30 protein-coding genes are annotated in these 26,182 nt (G+C 69.0%); 13 read left to right on the top strand and 17 right to left on the bottom strand.

Going from position 1 to position 26,182, the window contains the following annotated elements; translation table 11 throughout:
- Positions 1-49: 49 nt before the first annotated feature.
- The 6 genes from ACE3N6_RS00345 to ACE3N6_RS00370 form a co-directional block, all read right to left on the bottom strand.
- Positions 50-1,084 carry a GGDEF domain-containing protein gene (locus tag ACE3N6_RS00345; RefSeq protein WP_374243169.1) on the bottom strand — a complete coding sequence of 345 codons (1,035 nt, stop codon included), beginning with the start codon at positions 1,082-1,084 and terminating at the stop codon, positions 50-52.
- Between the two features lie 174 nt (positions 1,085-1,258).
- Positions 1,259-2,542: a dihydroorotase gene (locus ACE3N6_RS00350; RefSeq protein WP_374243170.1), complete on the bottom strand. Its 1,284-nt coding sequence runs from the start codon at positions 2,540-2,542 to the stop codon at positions 1,259-1,261.
- 17 nt (positions 2,543-2,559) lie between these two features.
- Positions 2,560-3,519, bottom strand: coding sequence for an aspartate carbamoyltransferase catalytic subunit (locus tag ACE3N6_RS00355; protein WP_153161750.1), 960 nt, complete (start codon positions 3,517-3,519; stop codon positions 2,560-2,562).
- Positions 3,512-4,012, bottom strand: a complete 501-nt coding sequence (pyrR, locus tag ACE3N6_RS00360) for a bifunctional pyr operon transcriptional regulator/uracil phosphoribosyltransferase PyrR (protein WP_374243171.1) — start codon at positions 4,010-4,012, stop codon at positions 3,512-3,514. The genes ACE3N6_RS00355 and pyrR overlap by 8 nt, the downstream gene beginning before the upstream one ends.
- On the bottom strand, positions 3,999-4,427 hold the full coding sequence (gene ruvX / locus ACE3N6_RS00365) for a Holliday junction resolvase RuvX (protein ID WP_374243172.1): 429 nt from the start codon (positions 4,425-4,427) through the stop codon (positions 3,999-4,001). The genes pyrR and ruvX overlap by 14 nt, the downstream gene beginning before the upstream one ends.
- On the bottom strand, positions 4,424-4,945 hold the full coding sequence (locus tag ACE3N6_RS00370) for a YqgE/AlgH family protein (protein ID WP_374243256.1): 522 nt from the start codon (positions 4,943-4,945) through the stop codon (positions 4,424-4,426). The genes ruvX and ACE3N6_RS00370 overlap by 4 nt, the downstream gene beginning before the upstream one ends.
- A gap of 125 nt (positions 4,946-5,070) precedes the next feature.
- Here ACE3N6_RS00370 and ACE3N6_RS00375 point away from each other — a divergent pair, with 125 nt between their 5' ends.
- Positions 5,071-6,516, top strand: coding sequence for a deoxyribodipyrimidine photo-lyase (locus ACE3N6_RS00375; RefSeq protein WP_374243173.1), 1,446 nt, complete (start codon positions 5,071-5,073; stop codon positions 6,514-6,516).
- Here ACE3N6_RS00375 and ACE3N6_RS00380 read toward each other — a convergent pair.
- From ACE3N6_RS00380 to ACE3N6_RS00395, 4 genes are read right to left on the bottom strand one after another with little or no spacing between them, the layout of a single operon-like run.
- On the bottom strand, positions 6,513-7,355 hold the full coding sequence (locus ACE3N6_RS00380) for a class I SAM-dependent methyltransferase (RefSeq protein ID WP_374243174.1): 843 nt from the start codon (positions 7,353-7,355) through the stop codon (positions 6,513-6,515). The genes ACE3N6_RS00375 and ACE3N6_RS00380 overlap by 4 nt on opposite strands.
- Positions 7,352-7,927: a YqiA/YcfP family alpha/beta fold hydrolase gene (locus ACE3N6_RS00385; RefSeq protein ID WP_374243175.1), complete on the bottom strand. Its 576-nt coding sequence runs from the start codon at positions 7,925-7,927 to the stop codon at positions 7,352-7,354. The genes ACE3N6_RS00380 and ACE3N6_RS00385 overlap by 4 nt, the downstream gene beginning before the upstream one ends.
- On the bottom strand, positions 7,924-8,862 hold the full coding sequence (locus ACE3N6_RS00390) for an alpha/beta hydrolase family protein (RefSeq protein ID WP_374243176.1): 939 nt from the start codon (positions 8,860-8,862) through the stop codon (positions 7,924-7,926). Before ACE3N6_RS00390 ends, ACE3N6_RS00385 begins: the two co-directional genes overlap by 4 nt.
- The gene (locus ACE3N6_RS00395) at positions 8,847-9,671 is read right to left on the bottom strand and encodes an undecaprenyl-diphosphate phosphatase (RefSeq protein WP_374243177.1); all 825 of its coding nucleotides are present in this window, start codon (positions 9,669-9,671) and stop codon (positions 8,847-8,849) included. The genes ACE3N6_RS00390 and ACE3N6_RS00395 overlap by 16 nt, the downstream gene beginning before the upstream one ends.
- Before the next feature lie 157 nt (positions 9,672-9,828).
- On the opposite strand from ACE3N6_RS00395, the gene ACE3N6_RS00400 reads away from it, so the two are divergent.
- A complete protein-coding gene (locus ACE3N6_RS00400) occupies positions 9,829-11,052 on the top strand; it encodes an HD-GYP domain-containing protein (protein WP_374243178.1) in 1,224 nt (407 codons plus the stop codon).
- Here the strand turns inward: ACE3N6_RS00400 and ACE3N6_RS00405 are convergent, their stop codons facing one another.
- Positions 11,053-11,289 (bottom strand): DUF2789 family protein, encoded by a 237-nt coding sequence (locus ACE3N6_RS00405; RefSeq protein WP_374243179.1) that lies wholly within the window; start codon positions 11,287-11,289, stop codon positions 11,053-11,055.
- Between the two features lie 149 nt (positions 11,290-11,438).
- On the opposite strand from ACE3N6_RS00405, the gene ACE3N6_RS00410 reads away from it, so the two are divergent.
- The 3 genes from ACE3N6_RS00410 (at position 11,439) to ACE3N6_RS00420 (ending at position 13,175) form a co-directional block, all read left to right on the top strand.
- Entirely contained in the window at positions 11,439-11,996 is a 558-nt protein-coding gene (locus ACE3N6_RS00410) for a DedA family protein (protein WP_374243180.1), read from the top strand.
- 50 nt (positions 11,997-12,046) lie between these two features.
- Complete coding sequence (locus tag ACE3N6_RS00415; RefSeq protein ID WP_374243181.1) at positions 12,047-12,622, top strand: DUF3365 domain-containing protein; 576 nt, start codon at positions 12,047-12,049, stop codon at positions 12,620-12,622.
- A gap of 85 nt (positions 12,623-12,707) precedes the next feature.
- A complete protein-coding gene (locus ACE3N6_RS00420) occupies positions 12,708-13,175 on the top strand; it encodes a cytochrome c (RefSeq protein WP_374243182.1) in 468 nt (155 codons plus the stop codon).
- Between the two features lie 58 nt (positions 13,176-13,233).
- Here ACE3N6_RS00420 and ACE3N6_RS00425 read toward each other — a convergent pair whose 3' ends face one another.
- On the bottom strand, positions 13,234-13,926 hold the full coding sequence (locus ACE3N6_RS00425; RefSeq protein ID WP_374243183.1) for a cytochrome b/b6 domain-containing protein: 693 nt from the start codon (positions 13,924-13,926) through the stop codon (positions 13,234-13,236).
- A 106-nt stretch (positions 13,927-14,032) separates the two neighbouring features.
- Between ACE3N6_RS00425 and ACE3N6_RS00430 the strand changes: the two genes are divergently transcribed.
- The 5 genes from ACE3N6_RS00430 to ACE3N6_RS00450 are packed head-to-tail and all read left to right on the top strand — an operon-like array spanning position 14,033 to position 18,360.
- On the top strand, positions 14,033-14,374 hold the full coding sequence (locus ACE3N6_RS00430; protein ID WP_374243184.1) for a hypothetical protein: 342 nt from the start codon (positions 14,033-14,035) through the stop codon (positions 14,372-14,374).
- Positions 14,375-14,378: 4 nt separating this feature from the next.
- The gene (locus ACE3N6_RS00435; protein WP_374243185.1) at positions 14,379-15,044 is read left to right on the top strand and encodes a response regulator; all 666 of its coding nucleotides are present in this window, start codon (positions 14,379-14,381) and stop codon (positions 15,042-15,044) included.
- Positions 15,045-15,049: 5 nt separating this feature from the next.
- Positions 15,050-16,414 (top strand): ATP-binding protein, encoded by a 1,365-nt coding sequence (locus ACE3N6_RS00440; protein ID WP_374243257.1) that lies wholly within the window; start codon positions 15,050-15,052, stop codon positions 16,412-16,414.
- A 36-nt stretch (positions 16,415-16,450) separates the two neighbouring features.
- Positions 16,451-17,656 (top strand): efflux RND transporter periplasmic adaptor subunit, encoded by a 1,206-nt coding sequence (locus tag ACE3N6_RS00445; protein WP_374243186.1) that lies wholly within the window; start codon positions 16,451-16,453, stop codon positions 17,654-17,656.
- Between the two features lie 5 nt (positions 17,657-17,661).
- Positions 17,662-18,360, top strand: coding sequence for an ABC transporter ATP-binding protein (locus ACE3N6_RS00450; protein WP_374243258.1), 699 nt, complete (start codon positions 17,662-17,664; stop codon positions 18,358-18,360).
- 80 nt (positions 18,361-18,440) lie between these two features.
- Here ACE3N6_RS00450 and ACE3N6_RS00455 read toward each other — a convergent pair whose 3' ends face one another.
- On the bottom strand, positions 18,441-18,884 hold the full coding sequence (locus tag ACE3N6_RS00455; RefSeq protein ID WP_374243187.1) for a CBS domain-containing protein: 444 nt from the start codon (positions 18,882-18,884) through the stop codon (positions 18,441-18,443).
- A gap of 145 nt (positions 18,885-19,029) precedes the next feature.
- Here ACE3N6_RS00455 and ACE3N6_RS00460 point away from each other — a divergent pair, with 145 nt between their 5' ends.
- The 3 genes from ACE3N6_RS00460 (at position 19,030) to ACE3N6_RS00470 (ending at position 22,019) form a co-directional block, all read left to right on the top strand.
- Entirely contained in the window at positions 19,030-20,193 is a 1,164-nt protein-coding gene (locus tag ACE3N6_RS00460) for an ABC transporter permease (protein WP_374243188.1), read from the top strand.
- Positions 20,190-21,359, top strand: coding sequence for an ABC transporter permease (locus tag ACE3N6_RS00465; RefSeq protein WP_374243189.1), 1,170 nt, complete (start codon positions 20,190-20,192; stop codon positions 21,357-21,359). The genes ACE3N6_RS00460 and ACE3N6_RS00465 overlap by 4 nt, the downstream gene beginning before the upstream one ends.
- 180 nt (positions 21,360-21,539) lie before the next feature.
- Positions 21,540-22,019: a hypothetical protein gene (locus ACE3N6_RS00470; RefSeq protein WP_374243190.1), complete on the top strand. Its 480-nt coding sequence runs from the start codon at positions 21,540-21,542 to the stop codon at positions 22,017-22,019.
- Positions 22,020-22,071: 52 nt separating this feature from the next.
- Here ACE3N6_RS00470 and ACE3N6_RS00475 read toward each other — a convergent pair whose 3' ends face one another.
- From ACE3N6_RS00475 to ACE3N6_RS00490, 4 genes are all read right to left on the bottom strand, one after another.
- The gene (locus ACE3N6_RS00475) at positions 22,072-23,580 is read right to left on the bottom strand and encodes a hypothetical protein (RefSeq protein WP_374243191.1); all 1,509 of its coding nucleotides are present in this window, start codon (positions 23,578-23,580) and stop codon (positions 22,072-22,074) included.
- A 182-nt stretch (positions 23,581-23,762) separates the two neighbouring features.
- Positions 23,763-24,599, bottom strand: coding sequence for a pantoate--beta-alanine ligase (gene panC / locus ACE3N6_RS00480; RefSeq protein ID WP_374243192.1), 837 nt, complete (start codon positions 24,597-24,599; stop codon positions 23,763-23,765).
- 8 nt (positions 24,600-24,607) lie between these two features.
- Positions 24,608-25,426, bottom strand: a complete 819-nt coding sequence (panB, locus tag ACE3N6_RS00485; RefSeq protein WP_374243193.1) for a 3-methyl-2-oxobutanoate hydroxymethyltransferase — start codon at positions 25,424-25,426, stop codon at positions 24,608-24,610.
- 105 nt (positions 25,427-25,531) lie between these two features.
- Entirely contained in the window at positions 25,532-26,170 is a 639-nt protein-coding gene (locus ACE3N6_RS00490; RefSeq protein WP_374243194.1) for a deoxynucleoside kinase, read from the bottom strand.
- Between the last annotated feature and the right edge of the window lie 12 nt (positions 26,171-26,182).

Here is a 26,182-nt window from a genome sequence, read left to right on the forward strand (position 1 = left end):
GGGCGCGACCCCCGGGTTTTTTTGTTTGCGGCATCCAGTGTCGGGGCCGTCAGGCCTGGACGACCTGATTGCGACCGCCGTTCTTGGCGGCGTAGAGGGCCCGGTCGGCGCGGTTGACAAGGTCTTCGCCGCTCTCGCCGGGCTGCCGGCTGGCGATGCCGATCGAGGCGCTGATGTTGGTCAGGCGATCGCCGGTGCGGCTGTCCTTGAGCACCAGATGCTCGATGGAGATGCGCAGGGTTTCGGCCAGCTGGTGCGCCTGCTTGGCGGTGCCGCCGCAGAAGATGAGGGCGAACTCCTCGCCCCCGTAGCGATACACCGACACGCCGACCCGGGTGGCCGCCGACAGCTGCTTGCCCACCAGACTGAGCACCCGGTCGCCCACCACGTGGCCGAAGCGGTCGTTGAATTGCTTGAAGTGGTCGATGTCGAGCAGCGCCAGGTGGATCACCGGCCCCCGGTCGCCCTGATCGAGAAACTGGGCAAGCTCCAGATCGAAGGCGCGGCGGTTGAACACGCCGGTGAGCTCGTCGATCATGGCGTCCTGGCGCAGGGTTTCGAGTTCGCCGCGCAGGCGGCGGATCTCGTCGTTGGCGGCGGACAGCCGCTGCTCGAAGCGCGAGGTGCTCTGCTGCATGGCGGTGGAGCCCTGGAGCAGCTTGTCGAGGGTGCCGAAGATGTCGTCCACGTTGCTGCTGCCCGCGGTGGCGGTGTCGCGCAGATCGCGGTTGCATTCGTCCAGCAGAGACGAAAAGCTGCGGGTGCCGGCGAGGGTGGCGGTGAGGTCGTGATCGATGCCGCTCACCATCTGCTCGAAGCTGTCCTTCATCCGGTGCAGGGCGGTTTCGATGTCGCCGGTGGATGAGACGTGTTCGCGGAAGAGGTCTTCGGCCTTGGTGAGGGGGATCATGCCGTAGGCCGAGACGATCTCGTCGATGCGCTGGTTGAGCGTGGGGTCCTCGTTGGAGACGTAGGTGTACCAGAGGGCGTAGTTGATGGGCGTGACCGGGATCTGGTGCTTCACCATGATCGGCACGGCCTTGCGCAGTCGTTCTGCCGCTACCTCAACTGAACCGCTATTCACTCTGTTCCTCCTGTTGGGGCGAGGGGGGCTGGCCTGGCATCCGTCGGCTGGCTGGCCCATGGCGCGACCTCTTAGGCCGCACCCGTTGTTATCGGCAGGGCGCGGCGGAACTTCAAGCCGGGAAATGAAAAACGGCGCCCGCAGGCGCCGCTTTGCTCAAAGTGGGTTTTGCCCTCAGTGTGCGGCTTCGTACATCGGGCTGCCTTCGACCAGGGTGTAGCGTACCTTGCCGGGCAGTTCGAGGCCCAGAAAGGGGGTGTTCTTGCCCTGGCTGCGGAGCATGCTGCGGTCGATGAGCTGGTAGGCGTCGGGGTCGAAGATGCACACGTCGGCCCGGGCGCCCACGGAGAGGTGACCGCCCTTGGCGATACCGGCAATCTTTGCCGCCTCGGAAGTGATGCGGGCCAGCGCGTCGAGCAGCGGCAGCTTGTGTTCGGCAGCCCACTTGAGGGTGAGCGGCAGGAGCAGCTCGAGGCCGGTGGTGCCGGGCTCGGATTCGCTGAACGGGGCCTGCTTGGCGTCGTCGTCCACCGGCGTGTGGTCGGAGCAGATGGCGTTGATCCGGCCGTCGGCGAGGGCTTTGGACAGGGCGATGCGGTCGCGCTGGCTGCGCAGGGGCGGGATGACGTGGCAGTGGGGGTTGAAGTAGCCGATGTCCATGTCGCACAGGTGCAGATGGTGGGCGGCCACGTCGCAGGTGACATCCACGCCATCCTTGCGGGCCTGCTCGATGAGGTCGAGGCTTTCGGCGGACGACAGGCGGGTGATGTGCAGCCGCGCGCCGGTCTGGCGGGCGAGGCGCAGGTAGGTGAACAGGGCGACGATCTCGGCACTGGCCGGAATGCCGGGCAGGCCCAGGCGCGAGGCGACTTCGCCGTCGTGGGCCACGCCGCCCCGGGCGAGATACGGATCGAGCGGCTGAAGCCAGACGCGGAAGCCGAAGGTGGCGGCGTACTGCATCGCCCGACCCAGCACGCGGGTGTCGAGGATGGGCACGTTGGCCTGGCTGAAGGCCACGCAGCCGGCTTCGACCAGCTCGGCCATCTCGGAGAGCTGCTCGCCCTTGAGGCCGATGGTGAGGGCGCCGACCGGATAGACGTGGGCGCGGTTGAGCTTCTTGGCCCGGTAGCACAGCATCTCGACGAGGCCGGGTTCGTCCAGCACCGGGTCGGTGTCGGGCGGAATGGCGAGGCTGGTGATGCCGCCGGCCATGGCGGCGTCCATCTCGGATTCGAGGGTGGCCTTGTATTCGAAGCCGGGTTCGCGCAGGCGGGCGGCGAGGTCGATCAGCCCGGGGGCGACGACCAGCCCGGCGGCGTCGATGGTGCGGGCGGCGATGAAGCCGGCCGGCGCCTGACCGACGCCGACGATCTTGCCGTCGGCGATGTAGAGGTCGGCCTGGGTGTCGAGGCGGTTGGCCGGGTCGATGAGCCGGCCATTCGTGATGTGGATGTTCATGGTCGAAAACCTGTAGATCAGTGACTGCCCAGCATGCTCATGACGGCCATGCGCACCGCGATGCCGAAGGTGACCTGCGGCAGGATGACCGCCTGACCGCCGTCGGCCACGGCGGAGTCGATCTCGACGCCGCGGTTCATGGGGCCGGGGTGCATCACGATGGCGTCGGGTTTGGCCAGCGCCAGCTTGTCGGCGGTGAGGCCCCACACTTTGAAGAACTCCTGCGGGCTGGGCAGCAGGGCGCCGTTCATGCGCTCGTTCTGGAGGCGCAGCATCATCACCACGTCCACGTCCTTGAGGCCTTCCTGCATGGTGGCGCAGTAGCGCACGCCCATCTTCTCGACGTCGGTGGGGAGCAGGGTCTTGGGGCCGATGACGCGCACTTCGGGCACGCCGAGGGTGGTGAGCGCGGCGATCTGCGAGCGGGCGACGCGGGAGTGGAGCACGTCACCGACGATGGCGACGGTGAGGTTGTGGAACTCTTTCTTGTAGTGCCGGATGGTGTACATGTCCAGCAGCCCCTGGGTGGGGTGGGCATGGCGGCCATCGCCGGCATTGACCACGTGGATGTGGTCGCGGCCGGTGTTCTGGAGGTGCTGGGCGATCAGGTGCGGGGCGCCGCTGGATTCGTGGCGCACCACGAACATGTCGGCCTGCATCGCGCAGAGGTTGTCCACGGTGTCCAGGAGCGTCTCGCCCTTCTTGGTGGAAGAGGTGGACACGTTGAGGTTGATGACGTCGGCCGACAGGCGCTTGGCGGCGATCTCGAAGGTGGTGCGGGTGCGCGTGCTGTTCTCGAAGAACAGGTTGAAGACGCTCTTGCCGCGCAGCAGCGGGAGCTTCTTCACTTCGCGCTCGGCCATCTCGGTGAACGGCGCGGCGGTGTCGAGGATCTGGGTGATGATGCTGCGCGGCAGGCCGTCGAGGGTCAGCAGGTGCTGGAGTTCGCCGTGCTTGTTGAGTTGAGGGTTATGCATGGATCAGCCTCATGGTGAGGGCGCCGGAGTCGTCGCGCTCGAGTTGCAGGTTTTGCCCGGCGGGCAGCGGTTCTGGCAGCGTGAGGGCGCAGAAGCGGGCGGCGATGGGCAGCTCGCGTCCGCCGCGGTCGATGAGCACGGCCAGGTCGACCCGGGCCGGGCGGCCGTAGTCGAAGAGTTCGTTGAGGGCGGCGCGGGTGGTGCGGCCGGTGTAGAGCACGTCGTCGACGATGACGATGTGGGCGTCTTCCACGTCGAAGGGGATCTTGGAGCCCTGGGGCTGCTGGTGCAGGCCCTTGGCGGCGTAGTCGTCCCGGTAGAAGCTCACGTCGATGGTGCCGAGGGGCTGGGCGAGGCCGAGCAGGGCGTGGAGACGTTGGGCGAGCCACACGCCGCCGGTGTGGATGCCGACGAGCGCGGTGGCCGGCGTGACGTGGGGACGCATCGCGGCGGCCAGGTCGGCGATGAGGTGTTCGGCGTCAGGTAGCTGCATGTTTGGCACTTTCGAAGTACTGGAGCAGGATGATCTGGGCGGCGGCGGAATCGAGGCGGGGCTTCTGTTTGCGCCAGCCGTGGTGACCGGCTTCGGCAAGCCGCCCTTCGGCTTCGGCGGACGACAGGCGCTCGTCCACCAGTGCTACGGGCAGGCCGTAGCGGCCGTGGAGCTGGTTGGCGAAGCGCCGGCAGCGGGCGGTCATGGCGTGCTCGGAGCCGTCGAGGTGCGTGGGCAGGCCGACCACGAGGGCGGACGGCTTCCATTCGGCGAGAAGCTTTTCGATGGCGGCGAAGCGCGCGGCGTTGGCTTCTTCGGCGATGGGCGCGAGCGGGTGAGCGTGGCCGGTTTCGGTCTCGCCGACCGCCACCCCGATGCGCGCGAGGCCGAAGTCGAAGGACAGCAGGGTGCTCACGCGTGGCCGGCGACGTCGGACAGTTTTGCGAAGTCGACGCCGATGAGTTGCATGGCCGCGGCGAGGCGTTCTTCGGGCGGCAGATCGAAGACGATGGCCAGATCGGCTGGCACGGTGAGCCAGGCGTTCTGGGCGAGTTCATGCTCGAGCTGGCCGGCGGACCAGCCGGCGTAGCCGAGGGCCACCAGCACCTGGGCGGGTTCGCCGTCGCTGGCGAGGGCCTGGAGCACGTCGCGGGAGCTGGTGAGGGCGACGTTCTCACCCACCTTGAGGGACGAGTGCCAGTTGCCGGCGGGGCGGTGTAGCACAAAGCCCCGGTCGGCCTGCACCGGGCCGCCGAAGTAGACCGGCAGGTCGGCGAAGGCGGGTTGATCGAAGGGGATCTCGATGCGCTCGAAAAGCGTGGCCAGGCGCATGTCGGTGGGCCGGTTCACGATGACCCCCATCGCGCCGTTCTCGTTGTGCTCGGCGATGTAGGTGAGGGTGCGCGAAAAGTTCGGATCGGCCATGGCAGGCATGGCGATCAGGAAGTGATCGGTGAGGTTGATGGTGGTGGTAGTCACGGGTGGTATTCTAAGCTGAGGTCGCCGATTGTAGCGGCAACTTTTCGGTCTTGTATCTCCCTTCCAGGAACCCGGTTTCCATGTCTGCTGCCCTCGTCTGGTTCCGTCGCGACCTGCGCGACTTCGACCATGCGGCGCTGTATCACGCGCTCAAGCGATTTCCGCAGGTTTTCTGCGTTTTCGTGTTTGACACCGAGATTCTCGACGCGCTGCCGAGCCGGGCCGACCGGCGGGTGGAGTTCATTCACGCCAGCGTCGTCGAGCTTGATGCCGCGCTGCGGGCGCGAGGCGGTGGGCTGATCGTGCGCCACGGCCCCGCGCGGGAGGCGATCCCGGCGCTTGCCGCGGCGCTGGGGGTGTCGGCCGTGCTCGCCAACGATGACTACGAGCCCGCCGCCATTGCGCGGGATGCCGACGTGGCCGAGCGGCTGCGCGCGCAGGGCGTCGCCTTCGAACGCTTCAAGGATCAGGTGATCTTCGAGAAGCGCGAGGTGCTTACCAAGAGCGCCACGCCGTTCTCGGTGTTCACGCCCTACAAGCGTGCCTGGCTGGCGGCGCTCACGGATTTCCACCTGAAGGCCTATCCGGTCGGGACATACGCGGCAAATCTGGCGCCGCTGCCGGCGGGGGAGTCGATCCCGTCGCTGGCCGCCATCGGCTTTGCGCCGACCGATCTGCTTGAGGTCGGCATCACGCCGGGCATGGCCGGCGGGCGCAAGCTGATCGACGATTTTGTGCGCCGCATCGACCGCTACAAGGCGCGGCGGGATTTCCCGGCCAGCAAGGGGGTGTCCTACCTGTCGGTGCATCTGCGTTTCGGCACGGTGTCGATCCGCGAGCTGGCCCGGCTGGCCCACGCCCGGGGCGGCGAGGGTGCCGACACCTGGCTGTCGGAGCTGATCTGGCGGGACTTCTATTTCCAGATTCTGTGGCATAACCCGCACGTGGTGGGGGCGAGCTTCCGGCCGGAATACGACCGGGTGCGCTGGGACGACGCGCCGGCGCTGTTTGCTGCCTGGTGCGAGGCGCGCACGGGCTACCCGATCGTCGACGCGGCGATGCGCCAGATCGCCCACAGCGGCTACATGCACAACCGGCTGCGGATGGTGGTGGCGTCTTTCCTGACCAAGGATCTGGGCATCGACTGGCGGCTGGGGGAGCGCTACTTTGCCGACCGGCTCAACGACTTCGATCTGGCCGCCAACAACGGGGGCTGGCAGTGGGCGGCCTCGACCGGCTGCGACGCCCAGCCGTATTTCCGCATCTTCAACCCGGTCAATCAGTCCGAGAAGTTCGACCCGGACGGCAGCTTCATCCGGCGCTACCTGCCGGAACTGGCCAAGGTGCCGGACAAGTTCATCCACGCCCCGTGGACGATGCCGCCCATCGACCAGAAGCTGGCCGGCTGCGAGATCGGCAAGGATTACCCGGCGCCCATCGTCGACCACGCCAGGGCGCGGGAGCGCACCCTGGCGCGCTTCGGCGTGGTGAAGTCGGCCGGCGACGCGGAGCCGGCGGCGGATTAACGCCGGGCGGTGGCGACCAGCACGGTGTAGTCGAGCAGGTAGCCGTCGCCGTCCAGGTGGCTGGCGAGGTCGTCGGCTACCGCGGCGCGCAGCTTGGCCTGCATGGCGTCGGGCAGGCGCGACAGGGATTCTGCCGCGCCGCCGGCCAGATCGAGGAAGGCCTGCCAGTAATCGTCGGCGTTGTCGAAGCGGCAGGCGAAGGTGTGCGGCGCGATGCTCACCTCGCCAAAGCCGGCCTCGCCCAGCAGCGGGGCGAGCACGTCGGCCTCGCCCAGCCGGAACACCGGGGGGCGCGCCACCTTGGGCGGCGGCAGCAGGCGGGCGATGCAGTCCTGGGCGCGGGCGATGAGCGGCACGGCGTCCCGCGGGCCCCACACCGACAGCGCGATGCGCCCGCCCGGGCGGAGCACCCGATGGAGTTCGGCCAGCGCTCGGGCCGGGTCGGGAAAGATGAACAGCCCCAGGCCGATCAAGGCCACATCCACGCTGCCGTCGGCGAAGGCCAGGTGTTCGGCGTCGCAGGCGGCGGCGAGGAGATCGGGCAGACCTTCGGCGGTGGCGCGTTGCTGGCCTTCGGCGAGCATGTTCTCGGCGATGTCGCTGGCGAGCACCCAGCCGTCGGGCAGCACCCGGCGGGCGGCGTCGCGGGCGAGCAGGCCGGGGCCGGCGGCCAGATCGAGCACTCGTTCGCCGGGCTGGAGGTGGGCGGCGTCGAGGAGCGCGGCCTGCAGGCTGGCACGCAGCGGGGCGCCGTCGGCGTAGCGGGCGGCGATGCGGTTGAAGCCGCTGCGCTCCAGGGCCTTGAAGCGGCGGGCGTCGAAGTTGTCGGGGGTGGTCATGGGGTGGGCAGTAGTCCGGCGTAGGCCAGAATCAGGTCAAGGTAGTTGTCCCATTGGGTGAAGCTGTGGTCGCCGCCGGGCAGCACCGTTTGCCGGGCGCCGGCGTAGCGGGCCACCGCGTGGCGGTAGTCGAGCACCTCGTCGCCGGTCTCGACCATCAGCCAGTAGCGCTCGGGCCGGGTGAGGGCGGGCGGCTCGATGGCGCGCAGCTGCGCCACGTGGTCGGCGGTGAAGTCGAAGGGCTCGCCGGTGTACATGTGCGTCTGGGTGCCAATGTAGGCCGTCAGCGACAGGGGCGCCAGCACCGCCGGGTTGACCAGCACGGCCTTGAGCCCGTGGCGCTCTGCGAGGCAGGTGGCGTAGTAGCCGCCCAGGCTGCTGCCGACCAGGGTGGGCGGGGTGCTGGAGCGGGCGATCCGGGCTTCGGCCAGGGCCATGGCCTCGTGGGCCGCGACGGGCAGCTGCCCGCCCCAGAAGGCGTCGCCCAGGCCAAGTCGATCCATACGCGCCTTGAGGCTGCGGGATTTCCAGCTTTGCGGGCCGGAGCGGAAGCCGTGGAGATAGATAATCATTTGCGTTCAAAGCGGTCGTCGGGCCGCAGCTGGGCGGCCAGGTCGGTGCGGAGCCAGGCGCGAGCGTCGGCGTCGCCGGCAAGGTGGGCGTGCCAGAAGGCGGTGCTGGCGGCGAGGAGCTGAGGGTGGAAGGCGGCGGGTTGGCGGCGGATGCGGAACAGGGCGCCTTCGGTGTCGCTGGCCTCGCCGGCAAAGTCGAGGTGGGTGCCGCCGGCGAAGACCAGCAGGTATTTTCCGCCGTCGGCGGGCATGTGGCGGTAGGGCAGCTCGCGGTTGGCGGCGGTGATGTCGGACAGGCCCATGCCGTCGTCCCGGCTGCCGGTGATGCCGAAGAAGGGCAGGTGGATCTGGCCGAAGCGGTGGTCGAGGCCGGGTGCGGTGTCGGCCTGACGGGCCGACGGGCTGAGGGCGAGCGCCGCGCGGATGCGGGGATCGCGGGGGTGGGGCGGCTGGTGGGGGCGTCGTTCGCCGGCCATCAGCTGCACCGTGACCGCGCCGAACGAGTGCCCGGCGAGGCCGATGGCGCTGGCGGCATTCACGGCGTCGGGCAGGTTGGCGTCGCGGCCGATGCGTTCGAGGAGGAAGCGGAAGTCGTCCACCCGCTGGGCGAGCGCCTCGGGGTTCATGGCCGTCTTGAGGGCGCTGCGCAGGGCGTGGGGGGAGTTGTTGCGGAGAATGGAGCAATCCGAGCCCGGGTGTTGCATCGCCAGCAACACATAACCGTGGCTGGCCCAGTGGGCGAGCCACGCGCGCGCGCCTTCGCGGGAGCCGCCCAGGCCGTGGGAGAACAGGATCAGCCCGCGGGGTGCGGGCGTGTCGGGCAGGTAGAGCTTGATCGGCAGGGTGCGCGCCCGCCGGGTGTCGTGCAGGTCGGCGTGGCGGGTGGCGACCCGCCACGGGCCGACGGCGGCGGGGTTGGTCAGTGGGCCGTCCATTCCACGAGGCCGAAGTGCCAGGTGGCGAGCACGACGATGCCGAAGGCGATGCGATACCAGGCGAAGGGCACGAAGTCGTGGCTGGAGATGTAGCGCAGCAGCCAGCGCACGCACAGGAAGGCGGAGACGAAGGCGGAGATGAAGCCGACGATCCACATGCCCAGGTCGTCGGCGTTGAGGAGCGCGCGCTCTTTGTACACCTGATAGACCGTGGCGACGCCCAGGGTGGGGATGGCCAGGAAGAACGAGAACTCGGTGGCGGCCTTGCGGGACAGGCCGAACAGCATGCCGCCGATGATGGTCGAGCCCGAGCGGGAGGTGCCGGGAATCAGCGCGAAGGCCTGGGCGATGCCCATCTTGACGGCGTCGAGGGGGGTCATCTCGTCCACGGTTTCGACGCGCACGCGGTGGTTCTTGCGCTCGGCCCACAGGATGACGAAGGCGCCCACGATGAAGGCGGTGGCCACCGGGAGGGGGGCGAACAGGTGGGCCTTGATGGCCTTGCCGAAGGCGAGGCCCAGCACCGCCAGGGGCAGGAAGGCGATGAACAGGTTGAGCACCAGCCGGTTGGCTTCGCGCACCTTGCCCAGGCCGGCGAAGGTGGCGGCGAGCCGGGCCCGGTATTCCCACACCACGGCGAGGATCGCCCCGGACTGGATGACGATCTCGAAGAGCTTGCCCCGGTCGTCGTTGAAGTTCAGCAGATCGCCGGCGAGGATCAGGTGGCCGGTGCTGGAGATCGGCAGGAATTCGGTCAGACCTTCGACCACGCCGAGAATCAGCGCCTTGAGGAGCAGGATGATGTCCATGGAACGATAGCGTTTGCGGTGCAAAAAGAGGCCGCATTATAGCCTTCGAATATTTCAGCGCCCGCGGCCGGGGTGTGAATCCTTCACGAATGGGTGTTCAAGACCGTGCGCGCGGCGCCGTTAGATTCCGGACAACTATCATTTCGACCTCCGCCCGATGCTCAAGAAGATCCCGGTGGCCCGGCTCCGGCCAGGCATGTTCATTCACGAATTCTGTGGCGACTGGATGTCCCATCCGTTCTGGCGGTCGCGTTTCCTGCTCGAAGCCGAGGCGGACCTGCGGCGTATCGTCGAGTCGGGGATCGCCCACGTCTACATCGACACCGGGCGGGGGCTGGACGACCAGGATGCGGTGCCCGCCGTCGAGGTGCAGGCGGCGCTGGAAGACGAGATCCGCGCGGCGATGGCGACGGCCGACGATGCGCCGGTGAGGGCGTCGGTGCAGGAGGAGATGCAGCGCGCCCGCAAGGTGCACGACCAGGCCCACAAGGTGGTGCGCTCGATGATGAGCGACGTGCGCCTGGGGCGGGCGGTGTCGCTGGACGATGCCGAGCCGGTGGTCGAGGCGATCACCGGCTCGGTGCTGCGCAACGGCGGCGCGCTGATGGGGCTGATCGGCATCAAGAACAAGGACGACTACACCTTCCTGCACTCGGTGAGCGTGTGCACGCTGATGATCGCCTTCGGCCGCTCGCTCGGGCTGGAGGGCGACGCGCTGCGGCAGGGGGGTATCGGCGGGCTGCTCCACGACATCGGCAAGATGAAGGTGCCGGACGCGGTGCTCAACAAGCCCGGCCGGCTGACGGAGGAGGAGTTCGAGCTCATCAAGCGTCACCCGGGCGACGGTCACGCGGTGTTGATGCAGACCGAGGGGATCGGCCCGGTGCCGCTGGACATCACCCGCCACCACCACGAGCGGCTGGACGGCAGCGGCTACCCGGATCGGCTGGCCGGTGAGGCGATCTCGACGATGGCCCGGATGGCGGCCATCGTGGATGTGTACGACGCCATCACCGCCGACCGCTGCTACCACAAGGGGATGCCGGCCGCCGAGGCGCTGCGCAAGATGTGGGAGTGGAGTGCCGCCCATTTCGACCAGAAGCTGCTCCAGGCCTTCATGCGCTGCGTGGGGATCTACCCGGTGGGCAGCCTGGTGCGGCTCGAATCCGGGCGGCTCGGGGTGGTGATCGAGCAGAACGAATCGAACCTGCTCACGCCGCGCCTGCGGGTGTTCTTCAGCGCCCGCTCGAACGGCTACATCAAGCCGGAGGTGGTGGACCTGGGGCGGCGGATGGGCCACGGCGGCGGCGACCGCATCGTGTCGGCCGAGGCGCCGGAGCGCTGGGGCGTCGACCCCGGGCGCTTTCTGCTGGTGGCCTGATCAGCCGTGACGCAGGCGGGCGTCGAGGGTATCCACCACCGCGCTCCAGTCGGCGTCTTCGGCCAGCTCGGCGCGCAGGAAGGCGGCCTGGGCCGGCGTCCAGAACGGCGCGTCGGCCAGCCGCAGTGCTGCGGGCAGGGGTGCGTGGGCGGCGATGAAGGCATCGATCGAGGCGCTGTCGTCGGGCAGGCCCAGCTGGGCGAAGAGTTGTTTCATCGAGTGGGTCTGGGCTTCCATCGCGGGGCTCCTTGAGTTGGCCCGGCGCGCGCTGTAAGGGCGTGCCGGCGTGGGCGGGCTGGTGTATTTTGCGGATACGGACACCTCGTTTGTCGCACCCGGGGCACGATAAGTTTCCGTGCCCCGGATCGGCCCGCTTTCGATACGCCATGAACCTCAGCGATCTCGTTGCCCAATACGGCTACCCGGCGGTGGCCGTCGGGTGCGTCCTCGAAGGGGAGACGGTGCTCCTCATCGCCGGCTACGCCGCCCATCGCGGCTTGCTCGGGCTGCCCGGGGTGCTGGCGGTGGCGCTGGTGTCGAGCTTCCTGGGTGACCAGTTCTGGTTCTGGCTGGGGCGGCGGCATGGGGGCGCGCTGGTGGAACGCTTCGCCTCGATCCGGCGGCGCATCCCGCGGGTGCAGGCGATGATCCGGGCGCATCGGGACGCGCTGGTGCTCGGGGTGCGGTTCATGGTGGGCGTGCGGGTCGCCGGCCCGGTGTTGATGGGCTGGAGCGGGGTGCCGGCGTCGCGCTTCCTGGTGCTGAACCTGCTCGGGGCGGGCCTCTGGGCCGGTGCGGTGGGCGGCGCGGGTTACGCCTTCGGCGAGGTGCTCGAGCGGCTGCTGCCGGCGCTCCGGGAGGTGGAGGAGGGCGTCCTGGGGGGGCTCGCGGTCGGTGCCGTGGGCCTTCATCTGCTGCGGCGCTGGCGCAATCGCGCTAGCTGACCCGGGCGCTCATCCTGTATATTAGAGAATTCTGATTTTAGGAGAGGCTCATGTTCCGTCGTTCGTTCGTTGTTGCTTCGACCCTGGCCGCCCTCGCCGGCGCCGTGCAGGCTCAGGATCTGGACGCCCTCAAGGCCGATACCCGCAAGAATGCCCTGCCGGTGCTGCCCAAGGTGGTGGCGATGATGCAGGAGACCGTGGCCGAGAAGGGCCCCATCGAGGCGATCCCGGTCTGCAAGGAAAAGGCCCCGCAGCTGCTCAAGGAGCAATCCGCCAAGACCGGCTGGGAGATGCGCCGGGTGAGCCTGCGCACCCGCAACCCCGAGCGCGGTACGCCCGACGTGTGGGAGGCCCGCCAGCTCGCCGACTTCAACATCCGCGCCGCAAACGGCGAGAAGATCGAGACCCTGGAGACCGGCGAGGTCGTCACCGAGAACGGCAAGCAAGTCTATCGCTACATCCGGGCGGTGCCGGTGGGCGATGTGTGCCTCAAGTGCCACGGCGCGCCCGACAAGATCGATGCCAGCCTGAAGAGCCAGCTGGCCAAGAGCTACCCCCACGACACGGCCTTCGGTTACGAGAAGGGCCAGATCCGCGGCGGCCTGACGGTGAAGCGCCCGCTGTGAGCCCCGACCGGTGCGGATGATCGCAGCCTCGTTGTGGAATAATCGCCCGACCCCACCCACCTCAACCCAGAAAGGGAGTTGCCAGATGAAGATCGACAAACTGGTGTTTGCCGTCGTTGCCATGGGCCTTGCCGCGGGCGCCAGCGCCCAGCTCAAGCCCGAAGACCAGATCAAGTACCGCAAGGCCGGTTACAGCTTCATGTCGTGGAACATGGGCAAGATCAAGGCCCAGACCATCGATAGCCCGGGCAGCTTCAACAAGGATCAGGTGGCCGGCGCCGCCAGCGCCATCGCGGCCATCGCCAATTCGGGCATGGGCGCGCTGTACGGGCCGGGCACCGACAAGGACGTGGGCAGCCAGAAGACCCGCGTCAAGCCGGAGTTCTTCCAGCAGCAGGACGAGGTGCGCAAGCTGGCCGTTGCTTTCGTCAAGGAGGCCAACGAGCTGCAGAAGGTGGCCGCCACCGGCGACGCCGCGGCGATCAAGGCCCAGTTCGGCAAGACCGGCGAATCCTGCAAGGCCTGTCACGACAAGTTCCGCAAGGACGAGTAAGCGCTTTCCGCATGCCGGAAAGCAGAAGGGGCAGCTTGCGGGCTGCCCCTTTTTGTTGTCACCAGGCCGGCGCCGCAGCGGGGGTGGGCGGCGGCGGAGGCGGCTGCCAGGCGCCGCTGGCGAGCCAGGCGGTGCCAAGCCCGATGGCGAGCGCGAAGAACAGCGCCAGCGGCCCGCCACCGGTGGGGTCGCGCACGGGCACGTCGCTCTCGACGCGCTTGTGGCCGGTGAGCATCGGCCCGACCAGGGATTCCTTCTTTACCCGGGTGTAGAACGCGATGGCCGCCAGATGCAGCGCCACCAGCAGGCCCACCAGCCAGAAGCCCTTGCGGTGCAGCCCGGTGAGCCAGTCGCTGGTCTCCTTCGACACCAGGTTGTAAAGCGGCCCCTGGAAGGCGATGTCGTCGTTGCCGAACAGCCCGCCGGCGGTCTGCAGGCCGATGACGCCGATCAGCCCCAGCACCGACAGGGCGCCCAGGGGGTTGTGACCCAGGCCGTGCCAGCCACCCCGCAGGTAGGCGCGGATCGCCCCGGGGCCGCGCACGAAGCTGGCGAAGCGGGCGTGGGTCGAGCCCACCAGCCCCCACGCCAGGCGAAAGCCGACGAGGCCGGCGATCAGGATGCCGATCCGCCCGTGCCACACCATCAGGTTGCCGCCGATCTGCCCGCTCACCACCGCGCCGGCCACGGCCGCTGCCAGCAGCCAGTGGAACACCCGCAGGGGCAGATCCCAGACGCGAACGCTTCTCATGCTTCGATCTCCAGCCATTCGACAGGCCGGATTCTGACACGGACGAGCCCGTACCGGCTCCGCCTTCCGTATCATGTGCGCGATGCATAACTTCTGGAGTCTCGCCTTGAAGAAGCTGTTCTGCCTTGCGCTGCTTGCCGGCGCCACCGTGTCCGCCCAGGCCTGCGGCCCCTATCGCGATAGCTGGGGCGGGAGCGACAAAGCCGCCCATTTTGGTGTCTCCGCCGCGCTGGGGGTGGGCGCCTCGCGCCTGAGCGACGACACGGCCACGGCGGTGGGGCTGGCGCTGATCCCCGGTCTGGCCAAGGAGCTGTACGACGCGGGCCAGGACTGCAACCGTTTCTCCTGGCGGGACATGGCCTGGAACGCGGCCGGCGCCTACGTGGGCGTGCGCACCGGCAACTGGCTGCTGGGCCCGACCGGGGTGCGCTACGTGAAGGCTTTCTGAAGCGATGCGCCTCCTGCTCGTGGAGGACGATCGCCTGCTGGGCGACGGGGTCAAGGCCGGCCTCGCCGCGGCGGGTTTCGCCGTGGACTGGGTGCGGGACGGCGAGGCGGCGCTGGCGGCGGCGATGGCCGAGCGCTTCGCGGCCATCGTCCTCGACCTGGGGCTGCCGCGGCGGGACGGCCTGTCGGTGCTGGCGGCGCTGCGCGGCGCAGGCAGCCAGGTGCCGGTGCTGGTGTTGACGGCGCGGGATCAGGTGGCCGACAAGGTGCGCTGCCTCGACCTGGGGGCCGACGATTATCTGGTCAAGCCCTTCGACCTGGACGAGCTGGCGGCCCGCCTGCGGGCGCTGCTGCGGCGGGCCCACGGCCGGGCCGAGGCGAGTCTGCGTCACGGCGAGCTGGTGCTCGACCCGGCCGCGCGCAGCGTGACGCTGCGGGGCGAGCCGGTGGTGCTCACCGGCCGGGAGTTCGACCTGCTCCAGATGCTCCTCGAGGCGGCGGGCCGGGTGCTCACCCGGCGGGTGCTGGAGGAGCAGCTCTACGCCTGGGGCGAGGCGGTGGGGAGCAACGCGCTGGAGGTTCACATCCACCACCTGCGCAAGAAGCTCGGGGCCGAGCTGATCCGCACCGTGCGCGGGGTGGGCTATCTGGTGGATGAGGCACCCCGGTGAGCGCCATGCGCGCGGTTTATTCCCTGCGCCGGCGTCTGGTGGCCTTGCTGATCGGTGTGCTGGCGGTGTTCTGGGGCCTGTCGGCGCTGCTGGCCTTCCGCACCGCCCACGCCGAGGCCGACGCGCTGTTCGACGCCCAGATGGTTCAGGTGGCCGAGACCCTGCTCGCCATCGTGGCCACCGGCAACCCGATGGTGGCCGGCGAGATGGCCGAGCACCAGCACGACTACCAGCTGCCGGTGGCTTTCCAGGCCTGGCAGCAGGACGCGCACGGCGGCTGGCGGCTGCTCGTGCGGTCGTCCGAGATGCCCGCCGAGCCGGTGACCGCCGCCCCGGGCTTCGACGAGCACGACCTGAACGGCGAGCTGTGGCGCTTCTTTACGGTGGACCACGACCACAGCGGCTACCGGGTGATGGTCGGCCAGAACCATGGGGCGCGCTACCGGCTGGCCGGCGCTTTTGCGCTCAACCTGCTGCTGTCGATCTTCATCGGCGTGCCGCTGATGGCCCTGGGGATCTGGGCGGTGGTGGGGCGGGCGCTGCGCCCGGTGAGCGCCACCGCCGACGCGGTGAGCGGGCTGGACCCGCGACGGCTGGCGCCGGTGCAGGTGCCGGGGCCGCTGCCGGCCGAGATCGCGCCCCTGGTCACGTCCCTCGATGCGCTGGTCGCGCGGGTGAGCGAAGTGCTCGACAACGAGCGGCGCTTCACCGCCGATGCGGCCCACGAGCTGCGCACCCCCCTGGCGGCCCTGAAGATCCAGGCCCAGGTGGCGGCCCGGGCCGGCGACCCGGCGACCCGGGGCCATGCTCTGGCGCAGGTGGTCTCCGGCGTGGACCGGATGAGCCATCTGGTGGAGCAGCTCCTCACCCTGGCGCGGCTCGATCCGGATGCCGGGCGGGGGGCGGCGGAGGTCGTCGATCTGGTCGAGCTGGCCGAGGGCGTGTGTTCGGCGCTCATCCCCCAGGCCCTGCGGCGCGATCAGACCCTGGCACTGGAGGCGCCCGCGGCCTGCCCCCTCACCGGCAACCGCTGGTGGCTGGCGGTGCTGCTGCGCAACCTGGTGGACAACGCCCTGCGCTATTCGCCGGAGGGCGGGCGGGTGGTGGTGACGCTGGACGCTGCCGGGCACAGCCTGCGGGTGGCCGACGACGGCCCGGGCATTCCGCCTGCCCAGCGGGCGCAGATGCTGACCCGCTTCGCCCGCGGCGCGTCGGTGGAGGGCGATGGCTGCGGGCTGGGCTTGTCCATCGTCGCCCGCATCGTCGATATCGCCGGCGCCACACTGACGCTGGAGGACGGGCTGCCGCGGGGCGACGGGGGCGTCGGGCTGGCGGCCGTGGTGCGCTTTGCGCCGGGAGGCGCGGGGTAGAATGGCGGTCTCGACCCCACTTGATATGGCCTCGCCATGAGCGAATCCGACCTCTCTCGTCTGCGTATCGACCGCCAGGCCCCCCGGCCGGCCCGGCGGCGTCTCAACACACGCTGGGTGCTGGGCGGGCTGGCGGCGGTGGTGGTGGGCGCGCTGGCGGTGTTTGGCCGGATCAACGCGCCGGTCGCCGTCGAGACGGTGACGGTGGGCGAGGCGTGGCCTTACCAGGGCGTGACGCTGCTCAACGCCACCGGCTACGTGGTGGCCCAGCGCAAGGCGGCGGTTGGCTCCAAGGCCACCGGGCGGCTTGAGTGGCTGGGCGTGCGGGAGGGGTCGGTGGTAAAGGCCGGCGAGCTTATTGCCCGGCTCGAACAGCGCGACGTGGCCGCCCAGCTGCAGCAGGCCGACGCCAACGTGGGCGTGGCCCGGGCCAATGTCGGCCAGGTGCGGGCAGAGTTGCGGGACGCCGAGCTGGCCTTCGGCAGGGCGCGGGATCTGAAGGCGCGCAACTTCATCGCCCAGGCGCAGGTGGACCAAGCCGAGGCGCGCCTGCTCAAGGCGCGGGCGGCGCTGGGGTCGGCTCAGGCCGCCGAGCGGGCGGCCGAGGCCGGCCGGCTGGCGGCCAGCGTGGCGGTGGCCCACACCGAGATCCGCGCGCCCTTCGACGGCGTGGTGCTGATGAAGAACGCCAACGTGGGCGATCTGATTACCAATCTTTCGGCCGCCGCCGACAGCAAGGGGGCGGTGGTGAGCATGGCCGACATGGGCACCCTGGAGGTGGAGGCCGACGTGTCGGAGTCCAACATCGCCCGCATCCAGCCCGGCCAGCCCTGCGAGATCCAGCTCGACGCCTTTCCCGAGCTGCGCTTCCGCGGCGAGGTGTCGCGGCTGGTGCCCACCGTCGACCGGACCAAGGCCAGCGTGATGACCAAGATCCGCTTCCTCGACCCTGACCCGCGGGTGCTGCCGGAGATGAGCGCCAAGGTGGCGTTTCTGGCCGAAGCCCTGCCGCCGGCGCAGCGTCGGGCGCGCACCGCGGTGCACGGGGATGCGGTGGTGCAGGCGGACGGCGCCGCCGCGGTCTTCCGGGTGGCCGACGGCACGGCCCGGCGCGTGGCGGTGAGCACCGGGGCGAAGATCGGCGATCTGGTGGAGGTGAGCGGCGTGAAGCCGGGCGAGCGGCTGGTGCTGCGCCCGCCGGCGTCGCTGCGGGATGGCGCGGCGGTGAGCGTCGGCAAGTGAGCGAGATGCCCGCACCGCTGGTGCGCCTGCGCGGCGTGCACAAGCGCTATCGCCGGGGCAAGCAGTGGGTGCCGGTGCTGGCCGGGATCGGCTTCGACATCGCGGCGGGCGAGTTCCTGGCGCTGATGGGGCCGTCGGGTTCGGGCAAGAGTACGCTGCTCAACCTGATCGCCGGCATCGACCGGGCCGATTCGGGCGAGCTGATCGTGGCGGGCGAGGACATCACGACCCTCGACGAGGCCGGGCTGGCCGACTGGCGGGCGAAGAACATCGGCTTCATCTTCCAGTTCTACAACCTGATGCCGGTGCTCGACGCCCGCGAAAACGTGGAGCTGCCGCTGCTCCTGACGGCCCTGGGCAGCCGCGAGCGGCGGGCGCGGGCCGAGTTCGCACTGGAGATGGTGGGGCTGGCCGACAGGATGGATCACACCCCCGGCGAGCTGTCGGGCGGTCAGCAGCAGCGGGTGGCGATCGCCCGGGCGCTGGTTACCGACCCGACCCTGATCGTCGCCGACGAGCCAACCGGCGACCTGGACCGGGAGTCGGCCACCGAGGTGTTGAGCTTGCTGCAGCGGCTGAACGAGGAGGTCGGCAAGACTATCGTGATGGTGACCCACGACCAGCGGGCGGCCGAGGCGGCCCACGCGATCATGCACCTGGAGAAGGGCGAGCTGTCGCTGCGCGAGGCGGTGCGCGGGCGATGAGCGGAGGCCTGATCGCAGGCAGCAAAAACCCCGTCGTGCGCGGGCAGGACGGGGTTTTGGGGCAGCGCCGGGGCGCTGACTCAGGTGCTCATGCCGCCCGAGATGTAGCCGGCCAGCTGGTCGATGGTGGCCTGCTGCTGCTCCATCACCGACTTGACCGCGTCGCCGATGCTAATGAGGCCAACCAGCTTGCCGTGGTCGACCACCGGCAGGTGGCGGACGTGGTTCTTGGTCATGATGCCCATGCAGTCGTCGATGGTGTGGGTGGGCGAGACGGTGAGGACGTTCGCGGTCATCAGATCGCCGACCTTGGTGTCTTTGGAGGCGAGGCCCTTGAGCACCACCTTGCGGGCGTAGTCGCGCTCGGTGAAGATCCCGGCGAGGCGTTCGCCTTCCATCACCAGCACCGCGCTGATATTGCGTTCGGCCATCAGCTGGAGGGCTTGCAGCACGGTGGTGTCGGGGGTGACGGCGTAGCTCGCGTTGCCCTTGGTCTGGAGAATTTGTTGAACCGTTGCAGCCATTGTCTTTGTCCCTCCTCGTTATTGGTTTCCAGGCGCAGGACGGCGCGCACGCGCCGTCCGTCAGAAGTGCATAGCTTGGGGGCTGGACGGAAAGAGCGCAAGAGGCTGCAGGGGGTTTCATGCATTCCGGCGGTGGGCTAGGGCTATGTCGGGCAGCTTTTTCCGACTGATCTTCCGCAACGCGTGGCGGCATCGGCTGCGCTCGGGGCTCACCGTGCTCGGGATGGTGGTGGCGATCCTGGCCTTCGGGCTGCTGGGCACCGTGGTGGATGCGTGGTACGCGGGCGCCGACGGGGCCGCGGCCAACCGGCTCATCACCCGCAGTTCGATCTCGCTGGTGTTTCCGCTGCCGCTCACCTACAAGGACAAGATCCGCGCCGTCGATGGCGTGCGCGACCTGAGCTGGGCGAGCTGGTTCGGCGGCATCTACAAGGAGCCGAAGAACTTCTTCGCCCAGTTTGCGGTGGATGGGGAGAGCTATTTCCGGCTGTACCCGGAGTTCGTGCTGGCGGAGGACCGGATGCGCGACTTCCTGCGCGACCGCAAGGGCTGCATTGTCGGGCGCAAGCTGGCCGACACCTACGGCTTCAAGGTGGGCGACACCCTCACGCTGAAGGGCACCATTTATCCGGGCAACTGGGATTTTGTGGTGCGCGGCATCTACGACGGCGCGAAGAAGGGCACGGACCAGTCCCAGATGTTCTTTCACTGGGCTTACCTCAACGAGGTGGTGAAGGCCAGGATGCCGGGCCGGGGCAACAACGTGGGGGTGTTCATCGCCGAGGTGACGGGCGCCGACCGGGTGGCGTCGGTGTCGCGGGCCATCGACGCCGAGTTCGTCAATTCCCGCGCCGAGACCCTCACCGAGACCGAGAAGGCTTTCCAGTTGGGGTTTGTGGCGATGACCGAGGCCATCGTGGTGGCGATCCGCATCGTGTCGTATCTGGTGATCTTCATCATCATGGCGGTGATGGCCAACACCATGGCGATGACCGCCCGGGAGCGCACCGCGGAGTACGCCACCTTGCGGGCGCTGGGGTTTCCGCCGGGCTTCGTGGCGGCGATGATCTGCGGCGAGAGCCTGATGCTGGCAGGGGTGGGCGGGCTGATCGGGATCGGCTTGACCTTTCCGGTGGCCACCGCGTTTGCCGCGCAGATGGGCACCTTGTTTCCGGTGTTCAACGTGTCGGCGGACACCGTGATGCTTCAGGCCGGCTGTGCCTTTGCGGTGGGCGTGGTGGCCGCAATCCTGCCGATGCGGCGGGTAGCCCGGTTGGCGATCGTGGATGGCCTGAGGGCGGTGGCGTGAAGGCGATCCCGCTCTCCTACAGCCTGCGCAACCTGTGGGCGCGCCGGCTCACCACGGCGCTGACGGCCGGCGGCATGGCGCTGGTGGTGTTCGTCTTCGCGGCGGTGCTGATGCTCGACCAGGGCCTCAAGGAAACCCTGGTGGAGACCGGCCAGCCCGACAACGCGGTGGTGATCCGCAAGGGCGCCGAGACCGAGGTGCAGAGCGCGATCGAGCGCAACCAGGCGGCGTTGATCGAGAGCCTGCCGTGGATCGCCCGGGGCGGTGGCGGGGTGCCGCTGGTGTCGAAGGAGACCGTGGTGCTCATCACCCTGGCCAAGCGCGACGGGGACAAGCCGGCCAACGTCATCATCCGCGGCGTGGGGCCGGCGGGGGCAATGCTGCGACCGCAGCTCCGGTTGGTGGCGGGGCGGATGTTCGCCCAGGGTTCGAACGAGATCGTGGTGGGCAGCAGCATCGCGACGCGCTTCCGGGGGGCGGGCCTGGGCGATCCGGTGCGCTTCGGTGGGCGGGACTGGCGGGTGGTGGGCGTCTTCGATGCTGGCAAGAGCGGCTTCGATTCGGAGATCTGGGGCGACGCCGATCAGCTGTTGCAGACCTTCCGCCGTAACGCGTATTCGTCGGTGGTGTTCCGGCTGACGGAGGCGTCGGCGTTTGCCGATGCGCGGCGGGCGCTGGAGGACGACCCCCGGCTGACCCTGGAGGCCAAGCCGGAGCGCAGCTTCTACGCCGATCAGTCGGCGGTGCTGGCCAACTTCATCAACATCCTGGGGCTTACCCTGTCGGTGATCTTCTCGGTGGGGGCGGTGATCGGGGCGGCGATCACCATGTACGCCGCGGTGGCCAGCCGCACCGCGGAGATCGGCACCCTGCGGGCGCTGGGATTTCGTAAGTCGAGCGTGCTGCTGGCCTTCATGGTGGAGAGCCTGCTGCTGTCGCTGCTGGGCGGGCTCGCCGGCTTGGCGGCGGCGTCGCTGATGCAGGTGTTCACCATCTCGACGATGAACTGGCAGTCGTTCTCGGAGCTGGCCTTCAGCTTCCGCCTGACCCCGGCGATTGTCGCCAAGACGCTGCTCTTCGCCCTGGGGATGGGGCTGGTGGGCGGCTTCATGCCTGCGGCCCGGGCGGCCCGGATGAACATCGTGAGCGCACTGCGGGAGTCCTGAGAGGCGGTCTCGGAGCCCCGCGCCCGCCCGGGCGCAATGAGAATGTGACCGATTTCGCAAAGGCGGGGCACTTTGCCCCTTGCCGTCGGGATGTCCTCGGGAGAGCGTGACGAAATCGGCAACAGGGGCGTCGGGCGCCTTCTACCCTTTGAGCACGGAACTCATTGGAGGAGGCTCATCATGAACACCACGCTGGTTGCGGGTATCGGGCTGCTGGTGGCGTTGCTGACCGCCTGGCAGGTGTTGCGTTCGCGCTCGGGCGGCAGCCGCGCCATCCCGGCGGAGTGGATCGTGGCGATCGGACGGATCGCCAACGACCAGGCCCTTGGTCATCACCGGGACGCCCGCCGCGGTGCCCTGCAGGTCATTCATGCCCTCCGGCAGTTGCCCAAGGGTTCGCCGGTTTCCCATCATGTGCGGATCAAGCTGGCGGCGCTCCTGGCCAAGGACCCGGTGTATCCGGATGTGGTCCACGCCATCCGCACCGCCTGCGTGGTGGAGCCGGCGGTGAGCGAGCTGGCGCTGTGCGTGCGCCTGCGGCACTTTCTGATCGAGGATATCCGGCAGTGCGAGGAGCTGGCGGAGTGTCTGGGGCAGATCCGGCGTCGCGACACCGGCGCCGAGGCGATCCTGATTGCCCGCTTCCATCACGCGGCCTGAGGCTGCGGCAGGGGGCGGTCGGGGCTGGTCCGCCGGGCGGATCGGCCCCGATTTATTTGCGCCGCGCGATGACGATGGACCCGAAGGTGGCCTCTGCCGCGTAGTGGGCGGCGAGATAGTCGTCGAGCAGATGGACCTTGCTGCTCTCGGCGCTGCGGTTGGGCTCGCGGACGTCGTTCCAGGTGGATTCGAGCCACACGAGCGGCGGCCTGGCGGTTTCGAGGTCGGCGATCATCTGGCGCTGGATCGGCTCGCTGGTCTGCAGCCCCGGATCGAAGTGGTGCCAATGGGTGGCGGGGTGCCGGGCGGCCAGGAAGTAGGCGGAAACGTCGTTCACGAAGATCTTGTCGTGCCGGGTGAGACCGACGAACAACAGGTCTTCGGGGCGAGTGCGGTCGCGAATGTAGGCCAGTGCGGCGTTGCGTTCGGCACCTTCGGCCTGGAACTGGCCGGGGCTCGCCAGAAACCCCGGGAGATCCTTCAGGACGACCTGGTCGGCCGCGTTCAGCTTGCGCTGACCGGCCGCGCCGGCGTTGATGGCGGCGATGAAGAGGCACAGACTGGCGCTGTACGCGAGCCAGCGCTGCGGCCCCCGGATGTCGCCTGACAAGGCGGCCAGCAGCATGATGGCGGGGATCAGCGCAAGCTGGATGTGTTCGATGCTCACCCGGCCGGCGCCCTTGAGGTAGAAGGCCAGAGTGATGAGCAGGAAGAAGGCCAGAAACGGCCGTAGCTTGCCGTCCGCCGACACACGCCGCCGGTGCCAGGCGATCAGCGCCAGTGCTGCGGCGATGATCGGAAGGTAGATGGAGAGCTTGGTCAGGCTGGGCTTTGGGAAAGGCAAGCCGCGCATCGCCACGTAATCCCGGGCTGGGAAGGTAAGCGTGTCGTGGAGAAAGGCGCTGAGCGCACCGCTGGCGCCATACCAGGCGAGCAGCGGTACCACGGGCAGGGTGGCGCCGATGGCGTAGGTCGGTAGGGCGCGCAGCCGCCCGTCGCGACGGGTGACAAGGATGCCGGCCAGATGGGCCGCCGCGGCCATGAAGCCGATGTCGTAGCGGAAGAGCGCGGCCAGCCCGACCAGCATGCCGGCGAGCAAGCCTTGCCAGCGGCTTGGCGTGGCAGCTTCACCGCGGGAAAGCAGGATTGTGGCGAGGAGCGCAAACAGTAGCGCAGGGTAGACCGGATAGCCGTGGTTGCCGACGAAGGCCAGCCAAGCGCCGATCACCATGGTTGCGACGGCGGCGACTGGGCGTGGGCAGACGCCCGAGAGGCCGGCCCAGGCGGCCGCGACAATGCAGGCGCGGATCGCGATGTCGGCCAGTCGCTCGACGAGCACGCCGGGGCCGAAGATGCCGAACAGGGTGGCCAGCAGGTGGAACTGGGCGGGCCCGTAGTTTGCGTAGAAGTCGCGGTGGATGTGCTCGCCAGCCAGTGCACGCGCCGCACCGGTGAGGATCAGCCCTTCGTCGTAAACGCCGACGGTGCGGTTCATGGTGAGGAGCATCGCCAGCAGCGCGAGGGCGAATACGCCGATCGTGCCGCTGACCGGGAGACGCAAGCTGCGGCTGGAGAGCCGTCGGGATCGGCGAGCAGGTTTGGGTGTCATCGGAGCCTTGGGCGGGGCGTCCACACGGGTGGCGGCCGCCGACGGTTCGGGCCTTGGGCTTGACGCGGGGCGACGCGCGGTGCAATCCCGGCCGGAGCTTGCCCAGTTTGGGGGCGCGTGCCGCCGGGCAGGGTTCAGATTTCCAGGTTGTCGATGAGCCGGGTGGTGCCGAGCTTGGCGGCGCCCAGCACGACCAGCGGGCCGTCGGCGGCATCCCGGGGCGGGTGCAGGTCGCGCTGGCGGCGGATCGAGATGTAGTCGGGCTGCCAGCCGTGGGCGGCCAGTTCGGCCACGGCCTCGGTTTCGAGGCGCAGGAAATCATGCTGGCCAGCGTGGATGCGCTCGCGGATCCACTTGAGCTGGCGCTGCAGGCGCGGGGCTTCGGCGCGTTGCTCGGGCGTCAGGTAGCCGTTGCGGGACGACAGGGCGAGGCCGTCGTCGGCACGGCTGGTTTCGCCGCGGACGATCTCGATGGGCAGGGCGAACTCCCGCACCATGTTGGCGATGATCATCAGCTGCTGGTAATCCTTTTTGCCGAACAGGGCGACCTGGGGCTGGACGATGTTGAACAGCTTGAGCACCACGGTGGCCATGCCGCGGAAGTGCCCGGGTCGGGCGGCGCCGTCGAGGATGTCGGTATGGCCCGGGTTGGGCTCGACGTGGTAGCGCTGGGGCTCGGGGTACATCTCCTGCTCGTCGGGGGCGAAAAGGTGATCCACGCCGGCCTCGGTGAGGCGCGCGCAGTCGTTCTGGAAGGTGCGCGGGTATTTGTCGAAGTCTTCGTTGGGGCCGAACTGCAGGCGATTGACGAAGATGCTCGCCACCACGATGTCGGCGTGCTCGCGCGCCTGGCGCATCAGCGAGATGTGGCCGTCGTGGAGGTTGCCCATGGTGGGCACGAAGGCGACGCGGGCGGCGGGGTTGGCGGCGAGTGCGGCGCGCAGGCCGGCGATGGTCGGGTGGATCTGCATGGCGGGGATCAGTAGCTGTGTTCGGGGCCGGGGAAGCGGGACTCGCGCACGTCGGTCACGTAGCGGGTGACGGCGTCGTCGATGCTCGACGCGCCTTCCATGAAGTTCTTGGCGAAGCGCGGGCGCTTGCCGGGGAAGACCCCGATCAGATCATGCAGCACCAGCACCTGGCCGTGGCAATCCACGCCGGCACCGATGCCGATGGTAGCCATGGTGCTGAGGCTCGCGGTGATGTCGGCGGCGAGCTGGGAGGGGACCATCTCCATCACGACGAGGGCCGCGCCGGCCTGTTCGAGCGCCAGGGCGTCGGCCTTGAGCACGGCGGCGCCGGCGTCGCTCTTCCCCTGCACCCGGTAGCCGCCCAGCTGATGCACCGACTGGGGGGTGAGGCCGATGTGGGCGCACACCGGCACGCCGCGCTCGACCAGGAAACGCACGGTGTCGGCCATGAAGGCGCCGCCTTCGAGCTTGACCATCTGGGCGCCGGCGGCCATCAGGCGGGCGGCGTTGCGCATGGCCTGTTCGGGGCTTTCGGCGTAGCTGCCGAAGGGCATGTCGGTGACGACGAAGGCGCGGTTGGCGCCACGGGCCACGCATTCGGTGTGGTAGGCCATCTGCTCTACGGTGACCGGCAGGGTGGTCTTCTGGCCCTGGAGCACGTTGCCCAGAGAGTCGCCCACCAGGATCACGTCGACGCTGCAGCGTTCGAGCAGGGCGGCGAAGCTCGCGTCGTAGCCGGTGAGCATGACGATCTTGCGGCCTTCGGCACGCATCTTGCCGAGCTCGAAAAGGGTGACGGGTTTGGTGTTGTCCTGCAGGTAGCTCATGGCGTTTCCTCCTCGCGGCGGCAGTTAACCCCAAACTTGTGCAGGGCACAAGCGGGTGTCGGGTGCGAAAGGTCGGGGGATGGCGGGCGGTGGGGGGCGGCGGCGTCAGCCGGCGTAGCCGAAGAATTCCCGGTAGCTGCGCATGGCCAGCAGGCGGGAATACAGCAGCTCGAAATCCTCGTCCTTGTCGACGGGGTTGAGCGATTCGGCGTTGACGATGAACAGCGGCGCGGCGTCGTAGTGATGGAAGAAGGTGGCGTAGCGTTCGGCCACCCGCTGCAGGTAGGTTTCGCTGATCTTGCGCTCGGATTCGACGCCGCGGCGACGCACCCGGTCGATCAGAATGTCGGGCTGGGCCTGCAGGTAGATCACCAGGTCGGGCTTGCGTACGCTGGGCTTGAGGCGGGCGTAGAGCTGGCGGTAGAGCTGGAGTTCGTCTTCGGCGAGGTTAAGCTCGGCGAAGAGCGGATCCTTGTCGATCAGGAAGTCGGAGACGATGCGCCGGAAAGGGTCGTGGGCGTGATCGAAGGCGACGAGCTGTTCGGCGCGCTGGAACAGGAAGGCGATCTGGGTGGGCAGGCCCCAGCGTTCCATGTTCTGGTAGAAGCGGCCGAGGAAGGGGTTGGCGGCGGGGTCTTCAAGCAGCACGTCGGCGTTGATGCGCGCGGCGAGGCGCTTCGCGAGGGTCGTCTTGCCGGCGCCGATGGGGCCTTCGACGACGATGTAGCGCGCTTTTTCGAGCATGGGGTGTCTCCG

This window comes from Zoogloea sp. (assembly GCF_041904905.1).
Lineage (GTDB): Bacteria > Pseudomonadota > Gammaproteobacteria > Burkholderiales > Rhodocyclaceae > Zoogloea.